The sequence below is a fragment of the Sporacetigenium sp. TC11 genome (assembly GCF_058146105.1).
Window position 1 is genome coordinate 76,200 of sequence record NZ_JBYVNY010000010.1, and the last position, 22,917, is coordinate 99,116.

Below are 22,917 nucleotides of genomic sequence, written 5' to 3' on the forward strand. Positions count from 1 at the left end.
CCAGATGCCTTATTTACCACAACACTTTTTGTATTTTTTGCCGCTTCCACAAGGACATATTGCGTTTCTTCCCGCTTCATCGTCCTTTGTTATAGTTTTATTAACTGGTTGATCTGATGCATTAGAAGATATATGGTCTACATCTATAACCTGTTTTCTTTGTATAGGTTCTTCTATTGTAAAGTTAAATAGATATCTAACAGTATCATCTTGTATAGATTTATTCATAGCTTCGAACATATCGAATCCTTCTATAGTGTATGCCCTTACAGGATCCTCTTGACCTATTGCTCTAAGGCCTATACCTTGACGTAATTGATCCATAGCATCTATATGATCTACCCAGTGAGAATCTACAACTTGAAGAAGTATAACTCTCTCTATTTCTCTCATTCTCTCAAATCCTACTATATCTTCTTTAGCTTCATATATCTTAATAGATAAATCAAGTATTTGTTGTTTTATATCTTCTCTAGAATAGTTATCTAAGCTATCTATTTCTATACTTCCTTTTGGTAAGAATGTTTGATAAAGATGATCTTTAAGATTATCTAAGTTCCAAGATGATTTATCTTCTCCCATATAAATATTTAAAGCGTCTTCTATTGTGTTTTCTATCATAGCTTCTACATTTTCTTTTAAGTTTTCGCCTTCTAATACACGTCTTCTCTCTGCGTATATTATTTCTCTTTGTTTATTCATAACATCATCATATTGAAGTACGTGTTTTCTTATACCAAAGTTCTTTCCTTCTACTTTCTTTTGTGCATTCTCTATTGATCTAGATAGTATTTTATGTTCTATAGGCATGTCATCTTCCATACCTAACTTTTCTACAATACCTAGTACTCTCTCAGTTCCAAACAACCTCATTAAGTCATCTTGTAAACTTATATAGAATCTAGAGTTACCTGGGTCTCCTTGACGTCCAGCACGACCACGAAGCTGATTATCTATTCTTCTAGATTCGTGTCTTTCGGTACCTATTATGGCAAGTCCTCCAGCTTCTATAACTTTTAATTGTTCATCCTCAGTTTTTTTCTTAAATTCTTTATATAATCTTTCATAATTTTCTCTAGCTTTTACTAATTCTTCATTTTGTAAATCTTCTTCATCTTCTAATGGGCTCGCTATTTTATATAAAATACTATCATCATATCCCATTCTTTTCATTTCTCTTTTAGTTAAGAATTCTGGATTTCCACCTAGCATTATATCCGTACCACGACCAGCCATATTAGTAGCTATAGTTACAGCTCCTATTCTACCAGCTTGAGCTATTATTTCAGCTTCTTTTTCATGATACTTTGCATTTAATACCTCGTGTTTTACTCCTCTTTTCTTTAACATAGATGATAATAATTCAGATTTTTCTATAGATACTGTACCTACAAGCATAGGTTGTTGCACCTTATTTCTTTCTACTATTTCTTCTACTACTGCTTTAAATTTACCTATTTCATTTTTATATACAGCATCTGACATATCCGTTCTTACAATAGGTTTATTTGTAGGTATTTGAACAACATCCATTCTGTATATAGATCTAAATTCTTCTTCCTCTGTTTTAGCTGTACCTGTCATCCCAGATAATTTTTTATACATTCTAAAATAATTTTGGAATGTTATTGTAGCTAAAGTCTTAGACTCTCTCTGAACTTTTAACCCTTCTTTTGCTTCTATAGCTTGATGCAATCCTTCAGAGTATCTTCTACCAAACATTAATCTTCCTGTAAACTCATCTACTATAACTATTTCTCCATCTTTATCCACATAATCTACATCTCTTTTCATCATCTTATGTGCTTTTAATGCTTGATTTATATGATGGAATAGTTCAGTATGTGATATATCCGTTACGTTTTCTACATTAAAGTATTTTTCTGCCTTATCTATACCTGATTCTGTTAAAGATACTGCTTTTTGCTTCTCATCTTTTTCGTAGTCTGATTCTTTTAACGTTAGTATAAACGTATTTGCATCTGTATATAAATGGGTAGACTTATCTCCAGGTCCCGATATTATAAGTGGCGTTCTAGCTTCATCTATTAATATAGAGTCAACTTCATCTACTATAGCATAGTTGAGTTCTCTTTGTGCCATTTGCTCTTTATGTATTACCATATTATCTTTTAGGTAGTCAAATCCATATTCATTGTTTGTCCCATAAGTTATATCACAAGCATATTGAATTTGTCTTTCTTCTGGTGACTGACCATGTACTATAACTCCTACGCTCATTCCTAAAAACTCATATAGCTTACTCATAGTTTCTTTATCACGCTTTGCAAGATAGTCATTTACTGTAATTACATGAACTCCTTTGCCTGTTAATGCATTTAAATATACTGGACTCGTTGCAACTAATGTTTTACCTTCTCCAGTTTTCATTTCAGCTATTCTTCCTTGATGTAGCACAATTCCACCTATAAGTTGTACTCTATAATGTCTCATGCCTAAAACTCTTTTTGAAGCTTCTCTAACTACAGCAAAAGCTTCAGGAAGTATATCATCTAGTGTTTCTCCATTATTTAATCTCTCTTTAAATATATTAGTCATATTTTTAATTTCTTTATCACTCATAGATTCAAATTTAGTTTCTAAATCATCTATTTTATCAACTATAGAGCTAAACTTTTTTAACTCTCTTTTTTCTGCCATATTGAATATATTATCCAAAAAACCCATAATTGTTCCCTCATTTCATACATTTTTATATACGATATAATTTTACCATAAAATAAAAAGCTACCGAAAATTATTTTGACATCCGCTAAAAATAACTATATACCTTAATATATATGAGTTGCATTATTAAAACAAGATTTTTTAACAAAAAAGGCTACTGACTATATAATCAGTAGCTTTTATAAAAATTATTCATGTTCTATAAGACCATACCCACCAATTTCTCGTCTATATACAGTACTTATTTCATCAGTATCCATATTTCTAAACATATAGAAATCATGTCCTAAAAGTTCCATTTGAAGCACGGCTTCTTCTGAACTCATAGGCTTCATATCAAATTTTTTTCTTCTTTCTATAACTATGTTCATTGGTTCTTCATTTCCATTATGATAACTATCATCATCCATGTCTTTAAAATCGCCTAATTCTTCTACATTTCCAAATCTTATACTTCTATGGTCTTGATGTTTATTCATCATTTTTGTTTTATATTTTCTTATTTGCTTATAAAGTTTGTCATGTACTATATCTATAGCTGCGTATAGATTTTCTTGTCTATCTTCTGCTCTTATTATTGGTCCGCTTATAGGAAAGATTGTAACTTCTATTGCATGTCTAGTTTTTGTAGCACTTACTGTGACTTTAACTTGTGTTTCTGGATGAAAATATTGTTCTATTCCTCCCAGCTTTTCTTCTATTGCATTTCTTATACCATCTGTTAATTCTAATTGTTTTCCAGATAAAATTAGATTCATGACAACATCTCCCTTCAAGTTATTATATACCACAGATACTACCTTTTAATCTAATATTTTGATTTAGTATAATATGAAAGTTTATGCTTTATAATTAGTTCTATAAAAACATAGTCATTCCTTTAATTTTTATTTTTAACTTTTGTAGAATTTATATTCTCTCTATATATTATTAATTTTTGCTAATTAATATTGTTAATATGTTTAAAGTAATATTAATGAAAATTGTGGATAATGTGCATAACTTTGTTAATAACTTTAAATTTCAATATATATAGCTATTTACATTTATCCACAAATTAATCACAATAATGTTAATTATTTGTTGTTATTTGTTGAAAATAGAAAATTCGCCACGCTCATGTCTTAATCGGCATTAAAAATCAGGTCCGATGCTCAAGTATATGAGTTGGATATTATAAATTATAATATCCTTGTAAATAAAAAAAGCACCTATTAAGGTACTTTTGGGATATTATAGCTGACCTGATCTTTGCCCCCACACTCGCCTGCTGGGGATTTCGCTTGGGGTTGCCGCACTATTAACCCTCTCGATTTTATATCGGCAGGACTTACTTCTAAGCCGCACCATGCTCATTAATTCAATTTTTGAATTAACTTACGTGGGTCCTTTTGCCTGCGACTGGCATGGACTTTCAACCACAGACCTATAACATCACTTATTTATTCTAATAGCATCTCATATTTATGTCAATATAAATTTCTTCCAGTTAATACACAGCATACATATATATTATTAACATTGTTATCTTTTAGAAGTTTGCTTATTTCATTAACAGTGCTCCCTGTTGTGAATATATCGTCTATTAATAATATGTTTTTATTATATATCTCTTTTATATTATCCTTTACTTTAAATGCACCCCTTAATTCTTTGCTTCTTTCATTTTTACTTAATTTAGATAAATATCTAGTTTTATTTTTTCTATATAAACAATTAATTACTTTTTTATTTGTAAAACTTTCTAGATTTTTAGCAATTAATTCACACTGATTAAATCCACGTTTTTTATATCTACTTTTGTGAAGAGGGACGTATACTATAAAGTCAAAGTTTATATTTTCATATTTTAACTTATCCCTTATTATTTGTGCCATGTGATAAGAGATGTATGTTTTTCTACCATATTTCAAGTTATATATAAGTCTACTTGTGGTCTCATCATATTCTATACAGGATATAGCTTTATTAAAATAAAAATCCTTATCACTACAATAGCTGCACTCATCAATGGTACTTATGCTATTATTATTTTCAATAGGTTTCCCACATTTTATACACCCATCTTTTATAAAAGAAATATTATCAAAACAGCTTTTGCACAATGAGTAGGTGTTATTCTTATCTATAGGATTATTACACAATATGCACTTTATGTTTTTGGGATATATATAATCTAATATTATACTTATTACATTTTTAATTTTTTACCAACAGCCCTTCTCTTTTAAACCTAGATAATTTTCCATGTAAATTAGAATATCTATTTTGTGTCTTGTTATTTTTTATCATATACTCGAGATACTTAGTCTGCCCTACCAATATAACCAACTTCTTAGCACGTGTTACAGCTGTATATAATAAGTTTCTACTTAATAACATAGGAGGAGCCCAAGATATAGGTATTACAACTACTGGAAATTCACTTCCCTGACTTTTGTGTATAGTAGTACAAAAGCTATGCTCTATTTCATCTAGTTCATTATAGTCATAATTAACTATCTTAATTTCATCGTATACTACATATATATTTTTATTTTCCTTATCTATATGATATACATATCCTATATCTCCATTATATATACCTTCTCCAGTTTCACTTTTATCTTCATTTTCCCATTTTTTATTATAGTTATTTTTTACTTGCATTACTTTGTCCCCAACCCTAAGTATTCTTCTTGTAAAGTTTTCTTCAGTCTTAAATTTTCCAGGTGGGTTTAAATATTTTTGTAATTCTATATTTAAATTTGTAACTCCTAAATCTCCTTTTCTCATAGGAGATAATATTTGTATATCTCTTATTTTATCTACCTTATAATATTCTGGTAGCCTTTTATCCACTAAGCCTATTATTTCACTTATAATATTCTCATTATCTTCTTTTTTGATAAAATAAAAATCCTTATTTTTTGAATTTAAAAATAATGGCTGACCTTCATTTATTCTGTGCGCATTTACTACTATCATACTCTCCTGAGCTTGTCTAAATATTTCTGTTAATCTAACTATCTTTATAACATCTGAATCTATAATATCTCCTAGAACGTTTCCTGCACCTACTGAAGGTAATTGATCACTATCTCCAACTAATATTACTCTAGTTCCAGGTTTAATGGCCTTTAACAAACTATACATAAGATTTATATCTACCATAGACACTTCATCGACAATTACTACATCAGCTTCTATAGGGTCATCTTCGCTTTTCATAAATACCATCTCTTCATCATTATTAGAATATCCCATCTCTAATAATCTGTGTATAGTTTTAGCTTCTTTATTAGATGTTTCGCTCATTCTCTTAGCAGCCCTTCCTGTAGGAGCAGCTAAAATAACTTCCATTTTATTATTTTCAAATATTTGTATTATAGTATTAATAGTTGTTGTTTTACCAGTTCCTGGCCCACCTGTTATAACCATAACCCCATTGTCTATAGCTTGCTCAACAGCTTTGAACTGATTTTTTGCTAATTTTATATTATTCTTATTCTCTAAGTTAATTACTTCTCTATCTATATTTATATGTAAATCTTCAAATTCATATTGAGATAACCTCACAAGTTGTTTACATACTCCATTTTCGGATATATAATACGGTATTAAATATATAATATCTTCTGTAAGGCTTTTTTCAATTTGTATTTTCTGATCTAATGCTAATTTTAATATTCCTTCTTCTACATATCCTTTTTCTATATTTAAAAGTTGACTAGCTTCGTTCATTAATAAGCTTTTAGGTAAATATGTATGTCCATTTGTAAGAGCATGATTTAATGTATATATTATACCTTGGGCTATTCTATCTTCTGAATATTTATCTACCCCTATTTTCGATGCTATATTATCAGCCAATTTAAATCCTATACCTCTTATATCTTCTGCTAGTTTATATGGATTTTCATGTATAGTTTGGATGGCTTTAGATTTATATTTTTTATATATTTTTAAGCAATAGTTAGGGCTTATACCGTATTTAGATAGTTCTATTATTAAATTTCTTAATTCTCTATTTTCTTGAAAACCTTTTACTATTTGATCTACTTTCTTCTCTCCTATACCTTCTACTTCTTGTAATCTTTCTGGGGTATTTTGTATTATTTCTATAGTATGTATTCCGAACTTTTCTATTATTTTTTTTGCCATTTTATCCCCTATACCTTTTATCATGCCAGATGTTAAATAAGCATATATCCCATCTACTGAAGATGGAGTAATTGGAATAAAATTATCTACTTCAAATTGTAATCCATATAACTTATGACTTGTCCATTTTCCTTCTATTTCTATACTTTCACCTATTGTTAACGTCGGCATACAACCTACTATTGTAACTTCATCGTTTTCATTTGTTAAGTTTGCTATTGTATATCCATTTTCTTCGTTCTTAAATATTATATCACTTATAGTTCCCTGCAATTTTTCCATACCGATTCTCCTACCATTTTAGTGATACGGTTATAATTTACATAATTTGTAACTATTATACAGGTATATTAACATAAAATAAAGCCCTGTATAATATACAGGGCTTTAAATAATTTATATTATTCACCTAAAGCTTCTTTTCTTAATATATCCGCTTTATCTGTTCTTTCCCATGTTAAATCTACATCAGTTCTACCAAAGTGTCCATAAGCTGCAATTTTTCTATAGATAGGTCTTTTTAAATCTAAGTCTCTTATTATTGCACCTGGTCTTAAGTCAAAATGCTTTTTAACTAATTCTACTAATTTTTCTTCGCTAACTTTTCCAGTTCCAAAAGTTTCAACTAGTATAGATAAAGGTTGTGCAACACCTATAGCATAAGCTAATTCTATTTCACACTTATCAGCAAGGCCAGAAGCTACTATGTTTTTAGCAACATATCTTGCAGCATAAGCAGCAGATCTATCAACCTTTGTTGCATCTTTTCCTGAGAATGCTCCACCGCCGTGTCTAGCATATCCACCGTAAGTATCTACTATTATCTTTCTTCCTGTTAATCCAGTATCTCCTTGTGGCCCACCTATAACGAATCTTCCTGTTGGGTTTATATATACTTTAGTTTCAGAATCCATTAAGTTATTTGGTACTACTTTACTTATTACGTGATCTCTTAAATCTCTTTCTATTGTTTTATTATCTACTTCTGGACTATGTTGAGTAGATATTAAAACAGTGTGTACTCTAACTGGCTTGCCATCTTCATATTCAACAGTAACTTGAGTTTTACCATCTGGTCTTAGATAATCTAACATTCCATTTTTTCTAACTTCTGTTAGTCTTCTAGCAAGTTTGTGAGCTAAAGATATTGGTAGAGGCATTAATTCTTCTGTTTCATTACATGCAAAACCAAACATTATACCTTGGTCCCCTGCTCCTACATTTTCTAGCTCTTCATCTGTATCTTCGCCTTTTTTGCTTTCTAGAGCTTCGTCTACACCCATAGCTATATCCGAAGATTGCTCATCTATAGAAGTTATCACAGCACAAGTGTCAGCGTCAAATCCATATTTAGCTCTTGTATATCCTATGTCTTCTATTGTACTTCTTACTAATTTTGGTATATCAACATATGCTGAAGTAGATATTTCTCCTGCTACTAATACAAGTCCTGTAGTAACTGTAGTCTCACATGCAACTCTGGCTTGAGGATCTTTCGCTAATAATGCGTCTAATATAGAATCTGATATCTGATCGCATATTTTGTCTGGATGTCCCTCTGTAACTGATTCTGATGTAAATAAGTGTCTTGCCATTTTTGTTCCTCCTCTTATGTATATAAGTTATAAATTTATACTTCTATAGTCTCTACTATATTATTGACAATTATTACGTTTTATTTCGATGCATCGTAACTTTTTTAAAACAAAAAAACCTCTTTAAACATAAAGAGGTTAATTACATAGTTAATTAACTAACCTCATCTTCCAGAATAAAATTCTGTAGGATTTAGCACCATTTCCCAATTGGGTGGTTGCTGGGCTTCATAGGGCCTATCCCTCCGCCGCTCTTAATAAGGTAATTAAGATTTCATAAGTTTTTAGTACAGAATTTATATTACTATTTTATTTATTATATGTCAACATTTTTTTTACTATTTATCAACTTTTTTGCAAAACACACTATATAATCTTTAATGATATTGCTGATACAATTATACCTGAGAGCATATTCCCTATGAATATACCTAGTACTGCATCTCTAATTCTCATCTTAAATATAGATGCTATTGCTGCTGCAGTCCATGCCCCAGTGGTAGGGAGTGGCACTCCTACAAACAGTATTAGGCCTATTATAGTTACATTTTTCATTTTTTTCACTCTTCTATTTATTTTATTATCTATAAAATAACCTAGCTTATACATTTTTTTGTGCCTTTTGAGCTCATGTAAAATCTGCCTAAAAGTTATAATAAGCGGTATTGATATAAGTGTGGATCCTATAACACAACATATGTACACATAAATCAAATTTAATCCCCATGATATTCCTACTGGTATAGCCCCTCTAAGCTCTATGATAGGGACAGATGACATTATCATAAGCAATATATATTTCAAATTTTATCCCCTCCCTAACTACATCTTCTTAAATAGTTTTTCTATTAATTAAATTATATGATTAGTTATACTAGGAATTGCTTAAAAATTGCTAACTAGAATGGGTATAGGTCTTTTTTTATATATAATTTCATATATTTTAGGTAAGGAGGTGTATCGATGTATCTAGTTAAAACGAATTATAAAGAAGAGAATGTCATACAAAATCTTAGTGAAGTTTTAAAAAATATAATAAAAGAAAATACCATAATCGTTTGTATAGGAACTGATAGAGCCATAGGAGATGCTTTAGGTCCTTTGGTTGGAACTATGTTAAAAAATAGTGATTTTAAATATCCTGTATATGGAACATTAGATAAACCTATACATGCGTTAAATATATTTGAATCTTTAGAGCATATAAAAAATAAGCATCCAAAGGGAAATTTCCTAGCTATAGATGCATGCCTAGGATCAAAAGACAATATAGGGAATATTCAAATACGAGAAGGCCCTATACTTCCTGGAAAAGGTGTTGGCAAAAAACTTCCTGAAATAGGTAACTATTCTATAGTTGGTATAGTAGATAGAATAGATGAAAACAATAAGTTTTCATTTAATAATATAAGACTGAGCTTTGTAGTTGAGCTAGCTGAGATAATTGCTTTATCCACTATACTTGCAACATAGAGGTTATTACCCCCTTACTTTGAAAAAAGTCCCAATAATTATATTGGGACTTAATATTTTTAAAAATTATTTTTGTTTTTCAACTAAGGCAAACATCAATTCTCCACTGCAGACTAATTCTTCACCAACATAAGCACTAGCACTAGCTTTCCCAATGCTTCTTCTAAATGAATTTAATTCAACTTCCATTCTCAATGTATCTCCAGGTCTTACTTCTCTTTTAAATCTAACACCATCTATTCCTGCAAATACTCCTAATTTACCTTTGTTTTCTTCCATAGACATCATAGCAACTGCTCCTACTTGTGCCATAGCTTCTATTATTAAAACTCCCGGCATTAGTGGATAGCTTGGAAAGTGGCCTTGGAAAAACGGTTCATTAACGGTAACATTTTTTATACCGATAGCCTTTTTCCCTGGATCTAATTCAACTACTTTATCTACTAATAAAAATGGATATCTGTGCGGTATTAATTCCTTTATTTGATCTACATTTAGCATAATTACCCTCCCTTAGTATTTTCGTATAATTATCTATTTCTTTCTAAAAGGAATAGTTCCTCCTGTTTCTAATAACTTTAAAGATTTTAAAGCTTCTCCAGTACCTTTTGCAACGCAAGATAAAGGGTCTTCAGCAATGTGTACTTCCATCCCTGTTCTCTGCTTTATAAGCTTGTCCAAACCGTATAATAAGGCTCCTCCACCTGTCATTATTATACCTCTATCACTTATATCTGCTCCTAGCTCTGGAGGTGTTTTTTCTAGAACTGAATGCGCAGTCGCAGCTATTTGCTCAACACTCTCTTTTAATGCTTCTAATATCTCAGTAGAGCTTATTTGTATCGTTTCAGGAAGCCCTTTAACTAAGTTTCTACCACTTACATTCATAAACTCTTCTTGCTCTCTTGGGAATGCCGTTCCTATATTTAATTTTACCTGTTCTGCAGTTCTTTCTCCTATTAGTAAGTTGTGTTGTTTTCTCATATATCTAACTATGGCCTCGTCAAATTTATCCCCACCAACTTTTAGAGATTCACTTACAACTACACCGCCTAGAGATATTACAGCTATATCAGCAGTTCCTCCACCTATATCTATAACCATATTCCCATCTGGCTGAGCTATGTCTATACCTGCCCCTATGGCTGCTGCTATAGGTTCTTCTATGATATATACTTCTCTAGCTCCAGCTTGTCTTGTGGCTTCCTCTACTGCCCTTTTTTCTACTTCAGTAACTCCTGATGGCACACAGACCATAACTCTAGGCATAAAAAACCTTCCAAAACCTTTTTTGTCTACCACCTTCTCAACGAAATATCTTAACATTTTTTCTGTAATATCATAATCTGATATAACTCCATCTTTTAACGGTCTTATAGCAACTATATTTCCTGGCGTTCTACCTATCATTCTTCTAGCTTCTTCTCCAACTGCTAGTACTGAATTGCTTCTTGTTTCTATGGCAACTACAGACGGCTCCCTTAAAACTATCCCTTTGCCACCAACATAAACAAGAACATTTGCTGTACCTAAGTCTATCCCAATATCAGCTCTTGCCATTATCTCCAACTCCTTATCATTCGTTTATTATCTATATGAACTAAAATTAGTTTTTTACTTAAAATAGCCCTACCTACAAAAATATACAAAAAACAAATTTTAGTCAAGAAAAAAATGTAGGTATTTTTAACCTACATCTTTTTGATCCTTTATTTCATACTTTAATTTTGTAGCCATCCCGCCTCTTAAGTGACGTTCAGATTTATTTTTTTCTAAAACCATCTTTACTTCTTTTGCTAAAGATGGATTTATCTCCTCTAATCGCTCGGTTACATCTTTATGTATAGTACTTTTGCTTACCCCGAAGGTTTTTGCTGTCTGTCTAACAGTTGTTTCTTTCTCTAGTATATATTTGGCAACAACTATAGCTCTTTCTTCTATATGGGATCTCAATTCTTCCCCCTCCTTACTATATTTCCTTAATCATATATATGAGGTTTCTAAAAAAAATAGAACAGACTTGATCAAATTGATCAAGTCTGTTCTTTAAAATTATTTTATTAAATCCATTGGATTTATAGATTTTCCATCTTTGAAAGCTTCTAAGTGAAGGTGTGCACCCTCAGCACTTTCAACTGTAGAAGTATTTCCTATTTTCGCTATAGTATCTCCAGCTTTAATACTTTGACCAACTTTAACATTAACATCTTTATTTAAGTTGCTATAGACTAAAACTGTCTTGTTAGAAGATTCTATTTTTACACTTGTTCCATACTTATCATTGTTAGATACATCTATAACCTTCCCGCTTGCTATAGATTTAACTGTAGTTCCAATTTTAGCTTGTATGTCCACTGCTTTGTGTATTTCCCATTGATCTAATGTCTTATTATAGCTAGGTTCTTTTTGTGCATATTCTCTTGAAACTTCACCTTGAACAGGCATTAAATTTTTAGCTACTACTGTACTCTCTTTAGCCTTTTCTTCTTTTGCTTTTGCTAAATTTTGATCTGAATTAGTTGTAGTTGGAACTGATTTATCCTTTTCTTTTATTAGATGTACTTCATCGTCCCCTTTTGCTAATTCATCATCGCTGTAGTTCACAAAACCATTTGTAGCTAAATCGTCTATGCTATTCTTAGTAACCCAAACAGCGCCTACAGCTACTAGACATACGCATAAAAATAGAGCTAAATAAAACCCATCTCTCTCTAGTATTTTTTTGTTTTTCATATTACACCTCCATATGTATTTCTACATTTGTATTGTGTACTTTTTTTTCTAGTTTTATACATTTTATAAATAATTTTCATAAAAAAATGGAAAAGTATTATTACTTTTCCATTTTATATAACATTATTATTTAATATTTGTCTTTTATATCTGATCCAGTATAGTAATGTTTAAGTATTTTATCATATTTATATCCTTCATCAGCCATTCCATTTGCTCCCCATTGACTCATACCAACACCATGTCCATAACCCTTAACTAGAATATCTATATAATCATTTTTTATACTAATATCAAAATTAGTGGAATTTAAATTAAATGAGCTTCTCATATCTCTACCGCTTAGTTGTTTATCTCCTATTTTAATCTTCTCTACAGAACCACCTTCTGTTCTTTCTATAATCTTTATATTAGAATCTAATGTAGCTGTAGATAAATTTATATTATATGACTTTTTTATATGTTTTACAAACTCATTTTTACTTATTTTATAATTAGATATATATTTAGGCGATGATTTATCATATGGACTTTCAACAGACCTTAGATAGGGCTCCTTACTACTAAATACCTCTTCGCTATTTTCTGTTCTTCCTGCTGCAGTTGAAAAGTACATTGGTAATATAGCTTTATCGTCATAAACTAATATTTGCCCTCTTGTTTGATCTACAGCTTTCTTAATTTTTGTCCAGGATTCTTTAATCCATTTATCCCCATGAATTTTTTTCAATTCCTTTTCACTTAAATATTCTTGACAGTGGTTAAAATTAGTACATACATCTGCCCCTTTATGTTTTGGGTCTTTATTTGAATCATGTTCTTTTTTATAGTATACAAAGGTTCTTGCAGCCACAGCTTGTGCTCTTAGGGCCTCCTCTTCGAAATCTGAAGGCATTTCACCCGCTACTACACTATATAAGTATTCTTCTATATCTATATTTTCTACTTTGTCTTTTTTATGATTATATACCTTTATTTTTGGAGACTCCTTATTTACTTTCTCGTATATATTGTTTTCTATGTATTCACTATCATCTTCTTGGGTTAACTTACCTTTTGTATTAATTTTAAATTCATCCTTATCATCATACACAGTTATACTCAATATTATAGGTACGGTAACCATGATTACTATTGAGCATATTAAAATTAATAAAGGGTTCTTCATATACTTTCCTCCTTAGATAGTTTCTAATCAGTAAAGTATATGAACAACCCTAATAAAATATCACATTTTTAATCTTCTATTATCTCTATATTTCCACCTAATGCTCTTATCTTCTTGTCTATATCTACATAACCTCTCTGTATGTGATATATTTCTCCAATTGTAGTTTCACCTTCAGCTAATAAGCCACATAATATAAGTGCAGCACCTGCTCTTAAATCCGTTGCATTTACATTAGATCCATGTAATTGATTAACTCCGTGAACTACAGCACTTCTTCCTTCAATCTTTATATCCGCTCCCATTCTATTGAATTCAGCAACGTGCATAAATCTATTTTCAAACACAGTTTCTATTACAACACCTGTACCATTAGCTACAGTTAGCATAGCCATAAACTGAGCCTGAACATCTGTTGGGAATCCTGGATGAGGTAATGTCTTTATATCTATTGATTTTATAACTTCAGGGCCTATAACCCTAACGCTATTTTCCATTTCTATAACTTCACAACCAGCTTCCTTTAACTTTGCAACAACAGGCTTTAAATGCTCTAGAATTACATTTTCTATTGTTATATCTCCTTTAGTCATAGCTGCTGCAACCATAAATGTAGCAGCTTCTATTCTATCTGGGATAACTGTATGTGTAGCTCCTTTTAGCTCTTTTACACCCTTTATCCTTATTGTATTCGTACCTGCACCTTTTATATTTGCTCCCATTTCATTTAAGAAGTTTGCTAAGTCTACTATCTCTGGTTCTTCTGCAACATTTTCTATTATAGTTGTACCTTCAGCTAATGTTGCTGCCATCATTATATTTTCCGTAGCACCAACAGAAGGGAAGTCTAAGTATAACTTAGTCCCAACAAGTTTATCAGTTTTTGATTCAACGAATCCATGTTCCATTATAACCTCAGCGCCTAATGCCTTAAATCCCTTTAGATGTAGGTCTATAGGTCTAGTACCTATTGCACAGCCTCCAGGCATGGATACCTTTGTATTATTAAATCTAGCAAGTAATGGTCCCATAACTAAAAATGAGGCTCTCATTTTTCTTACTAATTCATATGGAGCCTCACATGTGTTTATATTAGTGGCATCTACTGTTAATGTATTTTCATTATATTCTACTTTAGCTCCTAAATGTCTTAATAAATCAGATATAACATGTACATCCTTTAAGTTTGGAACCCCTTTTATAATTGATGTTCCTTTAGCTAATAAAGTTGCTGTTATTATAGGTAAAACTGCATTTTTTGCACCATCTATTTTAACTGTACCGTTAAGTGAATTACTTCTTTTTACAAGTATTTTAGCCATAAGTTTTTATTCCTTTCTTAGTAATCTAGTTTTATCAATGGAGTCGCAACGTAAATAAGTGTTTTTTGATCATATTCACTATATCTCATTCCAATATTTAAGTTAATTTTCTTTCCAAGGTATTCTATATTCGTTCCATTTAATTTTTTGCTATATGCCGTTATAGACATAAAATTATCGTCTTCTATTCTTTCAATCTCTTTTGCATTTAAATTATTTAATATATTTGTAACTATATTATTACATCTATTTAAAGATATTTTTTTATCGTATTCTCCTATTAAACAAGTATATATATCTACTTTATCTGAATACTTTTCTAAGCTTTTTTGAAGCTTAGCATAATTGCCCACTATATTTTTATATACTTTATTTTCATTTATGTCAACTATTATATACGATTCTCCTTTATTTTCTTTAGAATTATTTTCTATAATAACTGACATATTTATATTATCTTTATTTGATTGAGCGTAGATTTGATTTAATCCATCTTCTGTAAGTTGACTCAATTTAACACCATCTTCATTAAATCCTAATTCTTGATTCAATTCTATAGCTATGTCTTTCATTTCTTGTATATTTAAGTCTTTATCTATAGTTATTGATGCCTTCATATTATAATATTTAAATTCAGCATTACTATTTTCAAATGTATTTATAAGCTTATCATATCCATAGTTTTCGCTGTACCCTGCATATGAATTTATTATTCCAAAAAATAATATTAACACAATAGATATACTAAATAACTTCTTCATGAAAATACCCCCTTAAAAATCAATAATTATACTTTAATTATTGACATTTTTAAGGAGGTTATACATCATTTTATAGTTTATAAACTTAGTATTATTGTTGCTTAGTTAAAATATTATTCAACTGTTACTGATTTTGCTAAATTTCTTGGTTTATCTACATCACATCCTCTTATCACAGAAACATGATAAGATAATAATTGAAGAGGTATAACAGTTAATATACTAGATAATATATCATCTACCTTTGGTATATATATTACCTTGTCTGCAGCATTCTCTACTTCTTTATTTCCATCTTGAGCAATTGCTATTACATAAGCTCCTCTAGCTTTAACTTCTTGCATATTTGAAACCATCTTTTCAAATAAGTTTTCCTGGCTCGCTATTGCTATAACTGGAGTGTTCTTTTCTATTAAAGCTATAGTTCCATGCTTTAATTCTCCAGCTGCAAAGGCTTCTGCATGTATATAAGATATTTCTTTTATTTTTAGAGCACCTTCCATAGCTATATTATAATCAAGCCCTCTTCCTAAATAAAAGGCACTGTTAGCTTCTTTTATAGACTCTGCTACTTCTTTTAGATAATCATCTAACTTTAATACTTCGTCTACCTTTGAAGGCATATCCTTTAGTTTATTTATCATATCTCTATAGAATTCGTTTGTAATAGTTCCTTTCTTAATAGCAAAATCTAGTGCTATCATATATAAAGAAACTAATTGTGTTGTATACGCTTTAGTAGATGCAACTGATATTTCTGGTCCTGCCCAAGTATAGAATACATCGTCTGATTCTCTAGCTATAGAAGATCCAACAACGTTAGTTACAGCTAATATTCTAGCCCCTTTGTCTTTAGCTTCTCTTAGAGCTGCTAATGTATCTGCAGTTTCTCCAGATTGACTAACAACTATTACTAAAGTATTTTCATCTACAAATGCATCTCTATATCTAAATTCTGATGCTATATCAGTTATAACTGGTATCTTAGCAAATTTTTCTATTGCATATTTTCCAACTAAACCTGCATGGAAAGCTGTTCCACATGCAATTATATAAACTTTGTTTATCTTATCTAAATCTTCTTTAGACATTTTTATATCATCTAATTTTATATTTTCATTTTCATCTAATCTTCTTATTAAAGTTTCTTTTACTCCACTTGGTTGTTCATATATTTCCTTTAGCATAAAATGAGGGTATCCGCCCTTTGATGCTGCTTCAACATCCCAAGTTACTCTAAATACATCCTTATTAACTTCTTCTTTATTTTCATTATATACTTTTACATTATCCTTAGTTAAATAAACAACTTCTCCATTTTCTAAAAAGTATACATTTCTAGTATATTTTAATATTGCTGGTATATCAGATGCTATAAAGTTTTCATTTTCTCCAAGTCCTACTACTAATGGACTGTCCTTTCTAACTGCTACAAGTTCGTCAGGATTATCTTTACATATAACACCTAGAGCATAAGCCCCTCTCAATCTATCTAGAGCCTTAAATACAGCTTCTAATAAGTTTCCTTCATAATATTTATCTACTAAATGAGCTACAACTTCTGTATCTGTTTGTGACTTAAATACAACTCCTTGAGCCATTAACTCTTCTTTTAATTCGATATAGTTTTCTATTATTCCATTGTGAACTACAGATATTGTTCCAGCCATATTTGAATGGGGATGTGAGTTAACATCTGAAGGTGCACCATGAGTTGCCCATCTAGTATGCCCTATACCTAAATTACCATTAATAGGGTTTTCTTTTAGATCATCTGCTAATACGGCTAATCTTCCTTTAAATTTTCTAACTTCTAGCTCTTCATTTCTATTTATAGATACTCCAGCTGAGTCATAACCTCTATACTCAAGTTTTGAAAGCCCTTCCATAAGAACTTCTGTAGCCTCTCTAAATCCTACATATCCAACTATTCCACACATATTAAATTATCCTCCTTAAAAATATAATTAGGTATATAATTAAAGAGAAAAGGTCAGTTTACCCAACTTCATTTGTCCATACAATCACTTGTATTCTTTGTGAAGTCTTTATCGGTGGCAAAACACCGCAGAGCATCCGCCGATTACTCGATTAACTCTGTCCTCGTCAACTTAAAATAATATATTTTAAGTCCTGGCGCTTATAATGTGAATACACTTATTGTGTATTCACTATTATCATTAAGATAACTTACTGTGTATAAGATTAGCTAAATTTGTAGCTAATTCTCTTAATTGACCTTCCTCTTTACCCTCTAACATTACTCTTACTAATGGTTCTGTTCCTGATGGTCTTATTAATACTCTTCCTTCTCCAGATAATAGAGACTCTATTCTTTCTATCTCAGCCTTTATTTCAGGATCATTCATATACTTATCTTTATTTTCATTTTTTATCTTAGCATTTACTAATACCTGTGGGTAATTAGTCATAATAGATGCTAATTCTGATAAGGGTTTATTTTCTTTAGCTATTATTGATGATAATATTAGAGAACTTAGTATTCCGTCTCCTGTAGTATTGTAATCTAGGAATATCATATGACCTGATTGTTCTCCTCCTAAATTATAATCACCTTTTACCATTTCTTCTAACACATATCTATCTCCAACTGATGTTGTAGCAAGATTTATATTGTTTTCTTTAGCTGCTATAATAAGTCCTATGTTACTCATAACTGTTACAACTAAAGTATCTTTAGCTAGTTTATTTTGTTTCTTTAGAGATAATGCACTCAATATCATTATATGATCGCCATCAACAATTTGACCCTTTTCATTTACGGCAATTAATCTATCGGCATCACCATCATATGCAAGACCTATATCTGCATTATTATTTATAACTTCTTGTTGTAAATCTTTAGGATGAGTCGAGCCACAGTTTAAGTTTATATTATTACCATTTGGATTATTATTTATCGCTATAACTTTTGCTCCTAGCTCTTCAAAAACTATAGGAGCTGATTCATAAGCTGCACCATTTGCACAGTCTAGTACTACTTTTAGGTTGCTAAAATCAACATCTGTTGTTGACTTTAAAAAGTTTACATAGTCTCTTACTGCATCATGCTTATAAACTTTAGTTCCAACTTCTTCTCCTATAGGATGGTAATCTATTTTATCTAAATTTTCTATATACTCTTCTATTTTTAATTCTATTTCATCATCTAACTTATATCCATCTTTATTAAAAAACTTTATTCCATTATATTCTACTGGGTTATGAGAAGCCGATATAACAACACCGCAATCAGCGCCATAGAACCTAGTTAAATATGCTACAGCAGGAGTAGGTGCTACACCAACACATACTACATCTCCTCCAACAGACATTATGCCTGATATAAGAGCAGCTTCTAACATATCTCCCGATATTCTAGTATCTTTTCCAACTACAACTTTTAGTTTTTTCTTTCCCTGCGTAAGAACATATCCACCAGCTCTTCCTAATTTATATGCAAGTTCACAAGTTAATTCAGTATTAGCTATACCTCTAACTCCATCTGTACCAAAATACTTTCTCATTGAGAAATCTCCTTTCAAAAAAAGAAAAATGCGCAATATCACACTTAGTAATAATACCATACATTATATGAATAAATCAATAATATAGTTACCCTGTAGTGTCTATACGGATTTGTGCGAAAAAAAGGCAATAACCCACATGAGCTATTGCCTTTCATATATTAAACTATTTTCTTACAGCTTCAGCACCTTTTAATAATGCTTCTCTGTTTAATGGAACGAATTTCTCTTTGCTTGGTCCGAAAACTTTTTTGAAAGCGTCTAAAACTGATTCAGTTTCTACAGCTTTGTTTACTTCAAGGAAAGCACCTAACATAACCATGTTAGCAACTTTTGGGTTTCCAAGCTCTGCAGCTAATTCATTAGCTGGTATATAATAAGCTGTTACGTCAGTTCTTTCAACTTTTTGCTCTATTAATGAAGTATTTACTAATATATTACCACCAGCAACTACATCATTTTCGAACTTTATTAATGAAGGTAAGTTCATAACTACTGCGCTAGTAGCATCATTAGTTATAACTGGAGATCCAACTGGAGTATCTGATACTATAACTGCACAGTTAGCTGTTCCTCCACGCATTTCAGGTCCATAAGATGGTAACCAAGAAACTTCTTTACCTTCTAACATCCCTGCATACGTTAATAATTGGCCCATAGACATAACACCTTGTCCACCAAATCCTGCACATATAACCTTATTTACTGCCATATTATTTCGCCTCCTCATTAGTAATGTCTTTTAAGTTTCCTAATGGGTATTTAGGCATCATATTGTCTCTTAACCATTGTAATGAATCTACTGGATGCATACCCCAGTTAGTTGGACATGTAGATAATACTTCTACTATACCAAAGCCTTTTCCAGCTATTTGAACTTCAAAAGCTTTCTTTATAGCTTTTTTAGCTTTTCTTACGTTAGCTGGTGTGTCAACAGAAACTCTTTCTACAAACACTGCACCATCTAAAGTAGCTAACATTTCAGAAACTTTTATTGGAGAACCTTGAGTTTCTACACTTCTACCATAAGGAGCTGTAGTAGCTTTTTGACCAACTAATGTAGTTGGAGCCATTTGTCCACCTGTCATTCCATATATAGCATTGTTTACGAATATAGTAGTTATTTTCTCTCCTCTAGCAGCAGCATGAACTATTTCAGCAGCACCTATCGAAGCTAAGTCTCCATCTCCTTGATAAGTAAATACTACTTTATCAGGATGAACTCTTTTTACACCAGTAGCAACTGCTGGTGCTCTACCGTGAGATGCTTCGTGCATATCACAGTTAAAGTAGTCGTAAGCTAAAACTGAACATCCAACTGGAGCAACACCTATAGTATCACCTAATACGTTTAATTCTTCTAAAACTTCACCTACTAGTCTGTGTATTAAACCATGAGTACACCCTGGACAGTAGTGAGTTTGTTTATCTGTTAAACCTTGAGTTTTTTGGAATACAACTGCCATTATTTAGCACCCCCTGTAGCTTGTACTATTTCTTTAGCTTTATCAGCTATTTCGTCTGGAGTTGGTATTATACCACCAGTTCTTCCATAGAAGTGAACTGGAAGTTTTCCAGCTATAGCTAATTTAACGTCATCTATCATCTGTCCCATACTCATTTCTACAGTTAATAAATCTTTAGCTGCAGGTATTTCATCAAAAGCTTTCCATGGGAATGGCCATAAAGTCTTAGGTCTTATAAGACCAGCCTTTACTCCTTCTGCTCTTAATGCTACAACAGCATTTTTAACTATTCTTGAAGTAGTTCCATATGCAACGAATACTATTTCAGCATCTTCAGTTTGGTACATTTCGTATTGAGTTTCATTAGCTTCTATTTCTTTATATTTAGCATCTAATTTAAAGTTGTGATCTTCTAATTGTTGAGCATCTAGGTATAAAGAGTTTATTACATTAGGTTTTCTTTCTCCTTTAGTACCTGTTGTAGCCCAAGTTTTTGCTTCTAAATTTCTAGCTTTTGGAGGGTTGAATTCAACTGGTTCCATCATTTGTCCTATCATACCATCAGCAACTATCATAACTGGAGTTCTGTAGTAATCAGCAACGTTGAAAGCTTCCATAGTCATATCAACAGCTTCTTGAATTGTAGCAGGAGCATATACTGGAGTTCTGTAGTCTCCATTTCCTCCTCCTCTTGTTGACATAAAGTAGTCAGCTTGTGATGGTTGTATTCCACCTAGTCCTGGTCCACCTCTCATTATGTTAACTATAACACATGGAAGTTCAGCACCAGCTATATATGTTATACCTTCTTGCTTTAAAGCTATACCAGGAGAAGATGACGAAGTCATAACTCTAGCTCCAGCTCCAGCTCCACCGTAAACCATATTTATAGCAGCTACTTCTGATTCAGCTTGAACAAAAGCTCCACCAACTTTTCCTAATTCTTTTGCCATATATTCAGGTAATTCATTTTGAGGTGTTATTGGATAACCGAAGAAATACTTACAGCCAGCTTCCATAGCTGCTTTACCTATAGCTTCGTTACCCTTCATTAATATCTTAGCCATTATTTAGTCCCCCTATCTATTATTAGTCTCTTTCTACTGTTATAACTGAGTCTGGACACATTAAAGCACAGCTTGCGCATCCTATACATTTGTCCATTTCTTTTACAGTTGCAGGATTATATCCTTTTTTATTCATCTTTGCTTTATCCAGAGTTATTATTTTAACTGGACATACAGCTACACAAAGTTCGCAACCTTTACAAATATCTTCATTAAAAGTAACTTTTCCTTTAGCCATTTTCTAGACCCCCTTGCCATTATAGTAGTAGTATTATATTACTTACATCCAAGGATCCCTCATATATAATTTTATAGGGAATACTTGGCCCTCTATATTTTGAGGTAATTTATCTATAAAAGTCTCTAGACATACAACATACTTTATTGGTATGTTTGTCATGCTAGATACTCTTTTAGCTAGTTCTTGTCCTTTTAATACATCATCTATAGTTGTTTCTCTCACAAGATGTGTATTATTTATAAGTCCTGTAACCTTTAACTTAGAAGTTCTTTCTATAGATCTTATATGTTCTATTACCTGTTCAGGTGTAGTAGTTTCTTCTCTATTTGCATTAATTACAAAGAACATATCATAATCTTCATTTGTTATATGACTACTGAATCTTCCAAGAACTCTTGCTCCTACAGAGTCTCCACCTACATCCATTAGATAATTATAACTTGGATCACCTGCTGTAGATGCTATTTGAGGAGATACTGCTGGAACATCTAAAGTTGAAGCCCTTACTGAACTATCTATTACTGTTATACCTTTAGATTCTAGAAGTTCTCTTTTTTCTCTAGTTCTAAAGTATACATTAACTACATCTAGGTCTGCAATAGCAACTTTGCCATCAACTAACTCTCTTAATTTAGTTATATAGTTCATGGAAAACTCTGATTTTCCACTTCCATAATGTCCTGTAATGATTCTTATTCTTTTGTCATCAGTTATCATATAATCACCTACTAAA

The 22,917-nt window shown here is 31.3% G+C and carries 21 protein-coding genes and 1 riboswitch; of the genes, 1 reads left to right on the forward strand and 20 read right to left on the reverse strand.

Annotation, left to right across the window (positions count from 1 at the left end; translation table 11 throughout):
- Positions 1–9: 9 nt before the first annotated feature.
- From secA to ACUSRV_RS13620, 6 genes are all read right to left on the reverse strand, one after another.
- Positions 10–2,688, reverse strand: a complete 2,679-nt coding sequence (secA, locus tag ACUSRV_RS13595; RefSeq protein WP_490142516.1) for a preprotein translocase subunit SecA — start codon at positions 2,686–2,688, stop codon at positions 10–12.
- A 188-nt stretch (positions 2,689–2,876) separates the two neighbouring features.
- Positions 2,877–3,446: a ribosome hibernation-promoting factor, HPF/YfiA family gene (gene hpf / locus ACUSRV_RS13600; RefSeq protein WP_490142517.1), complete on the reverse strand. Its 570-nt coding sequence runs from the start codon at positions 3,444–3,446 to the stop codon at positions 2,877–2,879.
- Between the two features lie 711 nt (positions 3,447–4,157).
- On the reverse strand, positions 4,158–4,892 hold the full coding sequence (locus ACUSRV_RS13605; RefSeq protein WP_490142542.1) for a ComF family protein: 735 nt from the start codon (positions 4,890–4,892) through the stop codon (positions 4,158–4,160).
- Positions 4,888–7,113, reverse strand: coding sequence for an SF1B family DNA helicase RecD2 (recD2, locus tag ACUSRV_RS13610; RefSeq protein ID WP_490142518.1), 2,226 nt, complete (start codon positions 7,111–7,113; stop codon positions 4,888–4,890). Before recD2 ends, ACUSRV_RS13605 begins: the two co-directional genes overlap by 5 nt.
- A 119-nt stretch (positions 7,114–7,232) precedes the next feature.
- Entirely contained in the window at positions 7,233–8,426 is a 1,194-nt protein-coding gene (gene metK / locus ACUSRV_RS13615; protein WP_490142519.1) for a methionine adenosyltransferase, read from the reverse strand.
- Between the two features lie 161 nt (positions 8,427–8,587).
- A riboswitch (SAM riboswitch) is annotated at positions 8,588–8,690 on the reverse strand.
- Positions 8,691–8,792: 102 nt separating this feature from the next.
- Entirely contained in the window at positions 8,793–9,230 is a 438-nt protein-coding gene (locus ACUSRV_RS13620; protein ID WP_490142520.1) for a COG2426 family protein, read from the reverse strand.
- 159 nt (positions 9,231–9,389) lie between these two features.
- Between ACUSRV_RS13620 and yyaC the strand changes: the two genes are divergently transcribed.
- Positions 9,390–9,899 (forward strand): spore protease YyaC, encoded by a 510-nt coding sequence (gene yyaC, locus ACUSRV_RS13625; protein WP_490142521.1) that lies wholly within the window; start codon positions 9,390–9,392, stop codon positions 9,897–9,899.
- Positions 9,900–9,965: 66 nt separating this feature from the next.
- On the opposite strand, the gene fabZ is transcribed toward yyaC, so the two are convergent.
- From fabZ to ACUSRV_RS13695, 14 genes are all read right to left on the reverse strand, one after another.
- Complete coding sequence (gene fabZ / locus ACUSRV_RS13630; RefSeq protein WP_490142522.1) at positions 9,966–10,400, reverse strand: 3-hydroxyacyl-ACP dehydratase FabZ; 435 nt, start codon at positions 10,398–10,400, stop codon at positions 9,966–9,968.
- Positions 10,401–10,433: 33 nt separating this feature from the next.
- Positions 10,434–11,459 carry a rod shape-determining protein gene (locus tag ACUSRV_RS13635; RefSeq protein ID WP_490142523.1) on the reverse strand — a complete coding sequence of 342 codons (1,026 nt, stop codon included), beginning with the start codon at positions 11,457–11,459 and terminating at the stop codon, positions 10,434–10,436.
- A gap of 126 nt (positions 11,460–11,585) precedes the next feature.
- The gene (gene spoIIID / locus ACUSRV_RS13640) at positions 11,586–11,852 is read right to left on the reverse strand and encodes a sporulation transcriptional regulator SpoIIID (RefSeq protein ID WP_490142524.1); all 267 of its coding nucleotides are present in this window, start codon (positions 11,850–11,852) and stop codon (positions 11,586–11,588) included.
- Positions 11,853–11,951: 99 nt separating this feature from the next.
- Positions 11,952–12,632 carry a peptidoglycan DD-metalloendopeptidase family protein gene (locus ACUSRV_RS13645; protein WP_490142525.1) on the reverse strand — a complete coding sequence of 227 codons (681 nt, stop codon included), beginning with the start codon at positions 12,630–12,632 and terminating at the stop codon, positions 11,952–11,954.
- Between the two features lie 130 nt (positions 12,633–12,762).
- Entirely contained in the window at positions 12,763–13,800 is a 1,038-nt protein-coding gene (gene spoIID / locus ACUSRV_RS13650; RefSeq protein WP_490142526.1) for a stage II sporulation protein D, read from the reverse strand.
- 68 nt (positions 13,801–13,868) lie between these two features.
- Positions 13,869–15,122: a UDP-N-acetylglucosamine 1-carboxyvinyltransferase gene (gene murA / locus ACUSRV_RS13655; protein WP_490142527.1), complete on the reverse strand. Its 1,254-nt coding sequence runs from the start codon at positions 15,120–15,122 to the stop codon at positions 13,869–13,871.
- 17 nt (positions 15,123–15,139) lie between these two features.
- Entirely contained in the window at positions 15,140–15,883 is a 744-nt protein-coding gene (locus ACUSRV_RS13660) for a YwmB family TATA-box binding protein (RefSeq protein WP_490142528.1), read from the reverse strand.
- A gap of 113 nt (positions 15,884–15,996) precedes the next feature.
- A complete protein-coding gene (glmS, locus tag ACUSRV_RS13665) occupies positions 15,997–17,823 on the reverse strand; it encodes a glutamine--fructose-6-phosphate transaminase (isomerizing) (protein WP_490142529.1) in 1,827 nt (608 codons plus the stop codon).
- Between the two features lie 240 nt (positions 17,824–18,063).
- Positions 18,064–19,410 carry a phosphoglucosamine mutase gene (glmM, locus tag ACUSRV_RS13670; protein WP_490142530.1) on the reverse strand — a complete coding sequence of 449 codons (1,347 nt, stop codon included), beginning with the start codon at positions 19,408–19,410 and terminating at the stop codon, positions 18,064–18,066.
- 166 nt (positions 19,411–19,576) lie between these two features.
- Positions 19,577–20,122: a 2-oxoacid:ferredoxin oxidoreductase subunit gamma family protein gene (locus tag ACUSRV_RS13675; protein WP_490142531.1), complete on the reverse strand. Its 546-nt coding sequence runs from the start codon at positions 20,120–20,122 to the stop codon at positions 19,577–19,579.
- Position 20,123: 1 nt separating this feature from the next.
- Entirely contained in the window at positions 20,124–20,876 is a 753-nt protein-coding gene (locus ACUSRV_RS13680) for a thiamine pyrophosphate-dependent enzyme (RefSeq protein ID WP_490142532.1), read from the reverse strand.
- On the reverse strand, positions 20,876–21,943 hold the full coding sequence (locus ACUSRV_RS13685; RefSeq protein WP_490142533.1) for a 3-methyl-2-oxobutanoate dehydrogenase subunit VorB: 1,068 nt from the start codon (positions 21,941–21,943) through the stop codon (positions 20,876–20,878). Before ACUSRV_RS13685 ends, ACUSRV_RS13680 begins: the two co-directional genes overlap by 1 nt.
- A 22-nt stretch (positions 21,944–21,965) precedes the next feature.
- A complete protein-coding gene (locus ACUSRV_RS13690; RefSeq protein WP_490142534.1) occupies positions 21,966–22,181 on the reverse strand; it encodes a 4Fe-4S dicluster domain-containing protein in 216 nt (71 codons plus the stop codon).
- A 42-nt stretch (positions 22,182–22,223) separates the two neighbouring features.
- The gene (locus tag ACUSRV_RS13695; protein WP_490142535.1) at positions 22,224–22,901 is read right to left on the reverse strand and encodes an ATP-binding protein; all 678 of its coding nucleotides are present in this window, start codon (positions 22,899–22,901) and stop codon (positions 22,224–22,226) included.
- Positions 22,902–22,917 lie beyond the last annotated feature (16 nt).